Source organism: Dolichospermum sp. UHCC 0259 (assembly GCF_009711935.1).
Taxonomy (GTDB): domain Bacteria; phylum Cyanobacteriota; class Cyanobacteriia; order Cyanobacteriales; family Nostocaceae; genus Dolichospermum.
This window is the reverse complement of sequence record NZ_VIKX01000327.1, coordinates 1-1,466: the sequence shown is the minus strand read 5'-3', so window position 1 is coordinate 1,466 and position 1,466 is coordinate 1. Positions and strand designations below refer to the sequence as shown.

Below are 1,466 nucleotides of genomic sequence, written 5' to 3'. Positions count from 1 at the left end.
TCACGAACTTTCTGATAGGTACAATTAACTAAATCTAAAACAGTATGAAATAAAAAAGCTAATAAATTCAAAGACAATAATAACTCGCACAAATGATTTTCTCCATGACCAAAGTTATGCTCTAAATTATAACCGTGATTTTTAAGGACGTTATTCCCTTCATTCTCAACTTTCCATCTGCTGCGTGCAGCCTTGACAATTTTTTCAACATTATTTTCAGTGATTTTATGATTAGTTATCCAATTATTTTGGTAGATAATTTTCTGTGTTTTCTCATTAATAACAGTCACTTCGCACCAATTAACTTCGAGACTGGAGTCTTCATCTTTTAAGGGAACTCTAGAAGCATAACGATAACGATAAATTAAATTTTTTCGTCCATCCCATTCCTTCTTTTCAATAGTTGTGACTTCTCCACTTTTGTCTAAAAAATCTAGCCATTCATATAAAGTTTTGTGGGACGCTTCTAGACAAACAAAAATAAAATTATAACCTTGTTTTAGAGCTAGTTCGCAAATAGGTTGGTGAGAGTATAAGTCATCCCCTAAAAGGGTTACAGGATAACCATACTTGTTTTGATGATTCCTATTTAACCATCTTTTAACGGCTGCATTTTCACAATCTTGTTTTTGATGCCCATCTTGCTTTTTAATAAATTCTGGTTCTAAATTAATTACTTGTTTTTGATTAGGAGAAACTACAATGGGTGTGACACAGCCATGAAAATAAGTTGTAGTTCCATTTCGATGATTACGATAATTACAATGAGGGCAACTAATTTTCTTAGATGAGAAATATTCTGTGCCATCTAAAGCGATTAAAATTTCTTCATCTAAGTAGATAAATTTTTTCAAAACTCCATTTTTATTTAACCATTCATAGACCTCTTGAAACGTCATAAAGATAGTAGCGGCTGGAACTGGATCTAACAAATTTCTTATTTGATTATCACAGGGGATTTTCTTAATTGAAAATAAACTTTCTGCGTTATCTTTTCCTTTATTGCTTTTCATTAATCTTTGATGCTCTAAAAAAGACGCTGACTGCGTAAAAAAGATTGAAAATGCTGCCATCACTGCGTCTTCCACCTGATATTTCGTATTATTTCCAGGTTTCCTTTCATCAGGTAAATCATGTAATTGTTGACGTAAAAATTGCATTAATTCAGGAATTTCTAGTGTTGCTGTCTTTGGAGTCATGTTTGGGTAATTTGATGCACTGTCAGATTTTTAACTCACCGATTTTACATCATCTGACAACAATTATAAATTTTTATTTCCCTTGAATTCTCTATTCTAAAACCCGAACGACGAACTGGATTTTCCCCATTCGTTGTCAAGCAATCTCTCTAGTTTATTGAGTATTTATACTTATTTTTCAACCCGACTGTTTTTTTAGCCAGAGGCAATGGCCAAATAATAGTTACTTTGTACTATATTTTGAATTCCAAAATCGGTGTTAATACT

1 protein-coding gene is annotated in these 1,466 nt (G+C 32.1%); it reads right to left on the bottom strand.

The window, feature by feature from the left end:
• Window positions 1-1,199, bottom strand: a 1,199-nt coding sequence (locus tag FJR05_RS26160) for an ISNCY family transposase (RefSeq protein ID WP_168646810.1), incomplete at its 3' end; no start/stop codon positions are given.
• Window positions 1,200-1,466: the final 267 nt, after the last annotated feature.